The 7,497-nt window shown below is 64.6% G+C and carries 6 protein-coding genes; 2 read left to right on the top strand and 4 right to left on the bottom strand.

The window, feature by feature from the left end:
- Positions 1 to 146 precede the first annotated feature (146 nt).
- Positions 147 to 797 (bottom strand): 3-oxoacid CoA-transferase subunit B, encoded by a 651-nt coding sequence (locus ACXJL8_RS27990; RefSeq protein ID WP_456620304.1) that lies wholly within the window; start codon positions 795 to 797, stop codon positions 147 to 149.
- Between the two features lie 15 nt (positions 798 to 812).
- Positions 813 to 1,520 carry a CoA transferase subunit A gene (locus tag ACXJL8_RS27985; protein ID WP_456620303.1) on the bottom strand — a complete coding sequence of 236 codons (708 nt, stop codon included), beginning with the start codon at positions 1,518 to 1,520 and terminating at the stop codon, positions 813 to 815.
- A 303-nt stretch (positions 1,521 to 1,823) separates the two neighbouring features.
- Here ACXJL8_RS27985 and ACXJL8_RS27980 point away from each other — a divergent pair, with 303 nt between their 5' ends.
- The gene (locus ACXJL8_RS27980) at positions 1,824 to 3,749 is read left to right on the top strand and encodes an AsmA family protein (protein WP_456685956.1); all 1,926 of its coding nucleotides are present in this window, start codon (positions 1,824 to 1,826) and stop codon (positions 3,747 to 3,749) included.
- Between the two features lie 26 nt (positions 3,750 to 3,775).
- Here ACXJL8_RS27980 and dctA read toward each other — a convergent pair whose 3' ends face one another.
- Both dctA and ACXJL8_RS27970 read right to left on the bottom strand, forming a co-directional pair.
- On the bottom strand, positions 3,776 to 5,155 hold the full coding sequence (gene dctA / locus ACXJL8_RS27975) for a C4-dicarboxylate transporter DctA (protein WP_456620302.1): 1,380 nt from the start codon (positions 5,153 to 5,155) through the stop codon (positions 3,776 to 3,778).
- Positions 5,156 to 5,209: 54 nt separating this feature from the next.
- Positions 5,210 to 6,286, bottom strand: a complete 1,077-nt coding sequence (locus ACXJL8_RS27970; protein WP_456685955.1) for a 4-oxalomesaconate tautomerase — start codon at positions 6,284 to 6,286, stop codon at positions 5,210 to 5,212.
- Positions 6,287 to 6,390: 104 nt separating this feature from the next.
- On the opposite strand from ACXJL8_RS27970, the gene ACXJL8_RS27965 reads away from it, so the two are divergent.
- A complete protein-coding gene (locus tag ACXJL8_RS27965; protein ID WP_456685954.1) occupies positions 6,391 to 7,383 on the top strand; it encodes a LysR substrate-binding domain-containing protein in 993 nt (330 codons plus the stop codon).
- Positions 7,384 to 7,497: the final 114 nt, after the last annotated feature.

The raw sequence follows: 7,497 nt of genomic DNA, 5'->3' as shown, positions 1-7,497 counted from the left end.
CGATAGACCTCGCGGTATGGGTCCTGGCCTTCGCCAGGACGACACCGAGAATGTGGTGGCGCCCTACTGGCTCGCATCCCCACATGATCAAACGAAAATGGCCGGGACGAAGGCCCGGCCATTCACGATGATTCGCGACCGCGATCTCAGGTGTTCGTCAGCGCGACGCGGAATTCGGCTTCGGTCTTGGCCTTGACCTCGTCGAGCGAGACGCCGTCGGCGAGCTCGATCAGGGCCATGCCGCCGTCGCCGTGCTTGTCGATGGTGAAGACGGCGAGATCGGTGACGACCATGTCGACCACCCGCTCGCCGGTCAGCGGCAAATTGCACTTCTTGAGCAGCTTGGCGCCGTCCTTGGCGGAATGCTCCATCACCACCACGACGCGCTTGACGCCGGCGACGAGGTCCATCGCGCCGCCCATGCCCTTGACCATCTTGCCGGGGATCATCCAGTTGGCGAGATCGCCGTTCTGGGCCACCTGCATGGCGCCGAGGATCGACAGGTCCATGTGGCCGCCGCGGATCATGCCGAAGGAATCGGCCGAGGAGAAATAGGAGGTCGAGGGCAGCTCGCTGACGGTCTGCTTGCCGGCGTTGATGAGATCGGCGTCCACCTCGTCCTCATAGGGGAACGGTCCCATGCCGAGCATGCCGTTCTCGCTCTGGAGGCTGACATCGACCCCGTCGGGAATGTAGTTCGAGACCAGCGTCGGGATGCCGATGCCGAGATTGACGTAATAGCCGTCGCGCAGTTCCTTGGCGGCGCGCGCAGCCATCTGTTCACGGGTCCAGGCCATGTGGCTCTCCTGATCTTAAGCGGCGGTGCGCGGGCGAGTGTTGCGGAATTCGATGCGCTTCTTGGCCGTACCGACCTCGACGATGCGCTTCACGAAGATGCCGGGCGTGTGGATGTGGTCGGGATTGAGTTCGCCGGCCGGAACCAGATGCTCGACCTCGGCCACCGTGACCTTGGCGGCGGTCGCCATCATCGGGTTAAAATTGCGCGCGGTCTTGCGGTAGATCAGGTTGCCGGCGGTGTCGCCCTTCCAGGCATGGACGATGGCGAGGTCGGCGAACAGGCCGCGCTCCATCAGGTACTTCTCGCCGTCGAACTCCTTCACTTCCTTGCCTTCGGCGATCAGCGTGCCGACACCGGTCTTGGTGTAGAAGGCCGGAATGCCGGCGCCGCCGGCGCGGATGCGCTCGGCCAGCGTGCCCTGCGGATTGAATTCGAGTTCCAGCTCGCCGGCGAGGAATTGCTGGGCGAACAGCTTGTTCTCGCCGACATAGGACGAGATCATCTTCTTGATCTGGCGGGTTTCCAACAGGCGGCTGAGCCCGATGCCGTCGACGCCGGCATTGTTGGAGACCACCGTCAGGCCCTTGACGCCGGACTCGCGGATCGCATCCGACAGCGCCTCGGCGATGCCGCAGAGGCCGAAGCCGCCCGACATGATCATCATGCCGTCCTTGAGAACGCCCTCAAGCGCCGACTTGGCGTCGGGATAGACCTTGTTCATGCAAAAACCCTCGACTGAACCTTCGGCTTGCAGGCGTCGCGCCTTATTGGCGGCGATTATTAGGCGAAATCGTCCGAGGCCGTCAATCATACGGGGTTCTCCGCCCCGCGGCCCGGTGATAGAAGCTGCCCACGCCGTGGGCAAACCCGCCCCCGGCCTTGAAAGCGACAAGAAAACCCATCAAGTTGCGCGACTTAACATAACAGGACTTGTAACTTAACAAGGCTTGGGCGTGGGCGCGCAGGTTTCCCGGTCCGCCCGTCTGGCTCCAACGACCAACCCGATCAGGACATGCCATTGACCATGGCCCAAGGAATGAAGCGCCTCGGGACGCCGATCGCGGCGCTGCTCGGCGTGGCGCTGATCGCCCTGATCGCGACCTCCTGGCTCATCAACCGCGACGCGCTGCGCAAGGCGGTGGAAGCGCAGATCCGCGCCGTCACCGGGCTCGAGCTCAGTGTCGCAGGCAGCATCGACATCTCGRTGCTGCCGGCGAGCTACATCTCGTTCCACGACGTCGGCCTGAAGGGTGGCGGCACCAGCGACCCCGCGCTCCATGTCGACGTGCTCACCGCCAATCTGCGGCTGCTGCCCCTGCTGCTGCAAAGGTTCGAGATCGCCGACCTGACGCTGCTGCGGCCGCGCATCCATGTCAGCCTGAAGCCGGACGGCGAGAGCAACTGGACGCCCTTCATCCAGACCATTGCGCGCACCATGAAGCCCGGCGCCGAAAATCAGGTCTCGTTCTCCGAGATCAGGATCCAGGACGGCGTGCTCAATTACGAGGACGCCGCAACGCACGCCACCGAGCATTTCGACGATATCGACCTGTCGCTGGCGTGGCCCTCGATCTCGCGCTCTTTTGCCGCGACCGGGCAGTTCGACTGGCGCGGCGAGCGCGTCGACGGATCGATCAGCTTTTCCGATTTCGTAGCGGCCCTCTCCGGCGACCGCTCGGGATTGAAGGCGCGGATCGCCAGCGCGCCGCTCAAGCTCGCCTTCGACGGCAGCGTCGCCAACCGCACCAGCCCGATGATGGAAGGCACCCTCACCATCGACAGCCCGTCCTTGCGCAACGCGCTGCGCTGGACCGGCCAGCCGCAGCCCGGCAGCGGCGGCTTCGGCCGCTTCGCGCTGAAGGCACGCGCCAATGTCGTGGGCGCCTCGATCGCGCTCACCAACGTCAATGTCGAGCTCGACGGCAATGCCGCCGAGGGCGTGATGACCTACGCCAATAACGGCCGGCAGACGCTCCAGGCCACGCTCGCCGCCGACGCGCTCGACTTCACGCCCTATATCTCGACCTTCCGCCTGCTCGCGAGCGGCGCGCGGGACTGGAACAGGCAGCTGTTCGACCTGAATGGACTGTCGACCACCGACCTCGACATGCGCCTGTCGGCGGCGCGGCTGACGGTCGGGCCGTCGAAACTCGGCCGCACCGCGATCGGCGCGAGTTTGCGCAACGGCACGCTGGCGCTCTCGGTCGGCGAGGCTCAGGTCTATGGCGGCATCGCCAAGGGCTCGTTCGGCATCGCGCGCTCCGACACGGTCGCCGACGTCAAGGCGCAATTCCAGTTCATCGATGTCGATCTCCAGGCCTGCGCCTCCGAACTGTTCGGCATCAACAAGCTGTCCGGCCGCGGCACCATCAACGTGTCGCTCGTCGCCTCCGGGTCGAGCCCGTTCGGCCTCGTGCAGTCGCTCGACGGCAGCGCCCACGTGACCGGCCACGACGGCGCGATCGCGGGCTTCAACGCCGAGCAGCTCCTGAAGCGGCTGGAGCGCCGGCCGCTGTCGGGCGGCGGCAATTTCCGCAACGGCTCGACCCCCTACGATAATCTCACCATCGCGGTGAAATTCGCCGACGGGATCGCGACCGCCGAGGACATCCGCGTCGAGGGACCTGCCGCGAAGATCACGATGACCGGCACCGCCTCGGTACCGACGCGCGAATACGACATGAAGGGCGTGGCGAGCCTCAACAGCGCGTCGGGCTTCGAATTGCCCTTCGTGGTGCAGGGTCCCTGGGACGATCCCCTGATCTTCCCCGATCCGGAAAGCCTGATCCGCCGCTCGCCGGCCTCGGCCCCCCTGCTCGACATGCTGAAGGACCGCAAGGGCGGCGACGCAGTGCGCTCCGCGATCGAGCGCATCACCGGTGGCGGCAAGCGCCCCGCGCCGGAATCGCCCACGGCGGAGAACGCCAAAGAGGGCGCGAAGTCCAACTAGGGTGATTGGCGTCGCTCTCTTCGGGTTCAAGCGGCCGATTGCGTCGTCGAAATCCAGCCCTCGTTCTCCTGCACCACTGTTGCTCCGCCGATCGCCGTCCCCGCCGCGACCTCGCGCGTGAGGCTCTGCCCCAGTTCACGGGCCAATACCTCGCGATCACAGGCATCCTCCCACAGCGAAATGGTGATGGCCGCGACACAATTGCTGATCATGCTGGTCAGCGCCCGCGCCTCCGACATGAAGCGGTCGATGCCGACGAGCAGCGCCACGCCGGTCACGGGCAGATCCGGCATGACGGAGAGGGTCGCGACAAGCGCAACGAAGCCGCTGCCGGTGACACCTGCCGCCCCTTTGGACGTCAACAGCATCAGTCCGAGCATCGCCGCGATCTGCCCCCACGACAGATGAATGTCGCAGGCTTGCGCGATGAAGATGGACGCCAGGGTGAGGTAAATGGCGCTGCCGTCCAGATTGAAGGAATAGCCCATCGGCAACACGAGCCCTGACACGCCTTTCCGGCATCCGAGCTGCTCCAGCTTGCGCAGCGCGCCCGGCAGCGCCGGCTCCGACGACGACGTGCCGAGCACGATCAGCAGCTCTTCCTTGAAGTAGCGGATCGTCTTCCACAGGCTGAAGCCGTTCAGCCGCGCCAGCGTCCCAAGCACGACGACAACGAAGACCGAGCAGGCGATATAGAAGGTCAGAATCAGCAGTCCGAGCGAGCCGATCGATCGGATGCCGTAGCGCCCCACGGTGAACGCCATGGCCCCAAAGGCGCCGAGCGGAGCGAGCTTCATGATGAAGCCGAAGGACACAAACAGCACTTGTGAGAACGACTCGACCGCCTTCGTCACCACAACGCCGCCATCGCCGGTGCGGCTCAGGCCAAAGGCGATCAGGATGGAGACGAGCAACACCGGCAGCACTTCGCCATCGGCGAACGCTCCAAAGAAGGAGTGCGGGATGATGTGCAGCATGAAGTCCGCAAATCCGGTCGCACCTGCCTGCTTGGTAAATTTCGCGGCCACCGACGGATCCAGCGTATTGACGGACACATGCATGCCAACGCCCGGCTGGATCAGTGACACGGCGATCAGCCCGGCCAGCAACGCGAGCACGGTCAGCAGGTAGAACAGCGCCATGGATTTCACCAGCGTGCGGCCGACCTCGCGGGAATCGCTGATGCTGTTGATGCCGCTCACGATGGTGCAGAACACGATCGGCGCGATCATCATCTTGACCAGCTTGACGAAGCCGTCGCCAAAGGGCTTCAGCGCGGCGCCGAATTCGGGCCAGAAATGGCCCGTGAGGACACCCAGCATGAGACCGATCAGCACCTGGACGTAGAGAATACGGTAGAATGGCTTTCGCGGCTCGCTGCTCGCGGACCCAGCTGGCGCTCGCATCTGCATTCTCGTTTCTCCCTTGTGTTATTCTTGCGGTTTAAGAGCAGTCCGGCTTCAGGCCGCCAGCACCAAATCAGGCACGTGCGATCGACGGGCGAAGACGTGGCCCTCGAAGATTCGGCGGGCCGTCCGCAGCACCCGGGCAACCGGGCCGGGCTCCAGCCGAACCACGAGCTGGCCGGAGGGATGGGCGAGGGTGATCGGCACCGGCGGCGCCAATGGTCCGACCATCTCTGCCGCGATCGTCCCGGGCGTGACGCACGCCGTCGCGATCGCGACAGCGCCGGTCACCGCCAGCGCGTTATGGCAGTCATGCGGCATGAAATACCTGGTGTTCAACGTCGCCTCGCCTCCGCGCGCAATCAGAACCGGCTTCGGAATCACCATTGTCGCGGAATTTGGAAAGCCCATCCGGCGGCCGGCCTCGATGCGCAGAGTTTCGAGACGCGCGCGAAAGCCGCCGTCGGCGAAGTCGGAGGGAGCCTCACGGCCGGTCCACCCCAGATCCGCCGCGCGGACCAGCATGACGGGCATCGCCGCGTCGATGCAGGTCACATCGATCCCTTCGATGCGATCGACCGGTCGTCCGGTGGGCAGGAGACGACCAGTGCGTGCGCCGGCCGCGTTGGGGAACGACAGCTCGATCGGCGCGGCCGTTCCCGGTAMGCCGTCGATCCGCGCCTCACCGTCGTAAGTCACGCGCCCTGCGGGGGTCGGAACGGTCGCGTCAATCAGCTTGCCGGTGTTGACATTGTGAATCCGCACATGGGTGCGATCCGCGGCGGCGGCGGCGACCAGGCCGGCTTCGATTGCGAATGGCCCCACCCCCGCGAGCATGTTTCCGCAGTTCGGGGAGGTATCGACGATGCCTTCACGAACACGCACTTGGGCGAACAGGTAGTCGACATCGGCGCCTGGCACCGATGCCGGTCCAACGATCGCGACCTTGTTGATAACGGCATTGCCGCCGCCGATCCCGTCGATTCCAAGATCGTGCCCCCCTCCCATCACAGATAGCAGGATCGCGTCGCGCAGTTTGGGGTCGGCCGGAAGGTCGCGGGCCAGGAAGAACGGCCCGCGCGAGGTGCCCCCGCGCATGACTACACAGGGAATGGCAATCTGATCGTTCATGGTGCTGTTCCGTTCGCGACAACTTCGCTCGATCCGGAGCATCCCTCGACCGAACTCTTTTGTGAAATGCAAATATCTGATGTATTATTCCGATTATCGATACAATGGAGCGTGCCATGAACGCAGAACTTCTCGACCTCAAGGCGTTCATCACCGTGGCGGAGACGGGAAGCTTCGTCCGCACTGCCAGGGCGCTGAACCTGTCGCAGCCGGCGCTGAGCCGACGTATTCAGAAGCTGGAAGAAAGTCTCGGTGCGCCGCTGCTCGAACGCTCGACGCGTCACGTCAATCTCACCATGACCGGCCGTGATTTCCTGCCGAAGGTGCGCCGCCTCATCGACGAGTTCGAAACCTCGGTGCTCGCCATCCACGATATCGGCGCGCGAAGTTCGGGCCTCGTCTCGGTGGCTGCGGTGCCGACAGCGGTGTTCTATTTCCTGCCGCGCGCGATCGGCCGGTTTGCCGAAACGTATCCACGCATTCGCATCCGGATTCTGGACATCGGTGCCAATGAGGGATTGGAAGCGGTCGCGCGCGGAGAAGCCGACTTCGGCATCAATTTCATCGGTGCGTCGCATGCCGAGATCGAATTCGAGAAACTGGTTGAAGATCCCTTCGTCCTGGCCTGYCGCCATGATCATCCGTTGGCGTCGCGCAAACAGGTCAGCTGGTCGGAGATCGTGTCGCACCGGGTCATCACCGTCGGTCGCAACAGCGGCAATCGCGCGCTGATCGACAATGCGCTGGCGCGACACGGCCTGCAGCTGAACTGGTCTTATGAAGTCGCTCACCTCTCCGGTTCGCTTGGCCTCGTCGAAGCGGGACTCGGCATCGCCGTGCTTCCGAGGCTCGCGACGCCGGCGGCCGGTCACCCCATCATTCACACCGTTCGTTTGATCGAGCCGGAAGTGTCGCGGACGATCGGAATCGTGCGCAGGCACGGGGCGACGCTATCTCCCCACGCGAGCCAGTTTCTCAAGATGCTCCTCGAGGCGTGGCACACGCCTTCCGGGGCGCGCGGGCAAGACAAGCCGAAGCCCCGATCCGCTCAGGCCAGTTCGAACGCCGTTTCGGCGGGCCTGAAGAGGAAACGCTGATAGCTCGGCAGCGCAGCGCTGCAAGACCGTTCCCCTGTCGAACCGGAAGTTCCTCGGATCAGCCCCGCCGTGTTTTCAGAGGCATTTGGGTCCTCCGGCCGCAGCACCGTGGTG

It is taken from the genome of Bradyrhizobium sp. P5_C11_2, from assembly GCF_054049755.1.
Note: the sequence above shows the minus strand (reverse complement) of the source record. Positions and strands in the feature narration are given on the sequence as shown.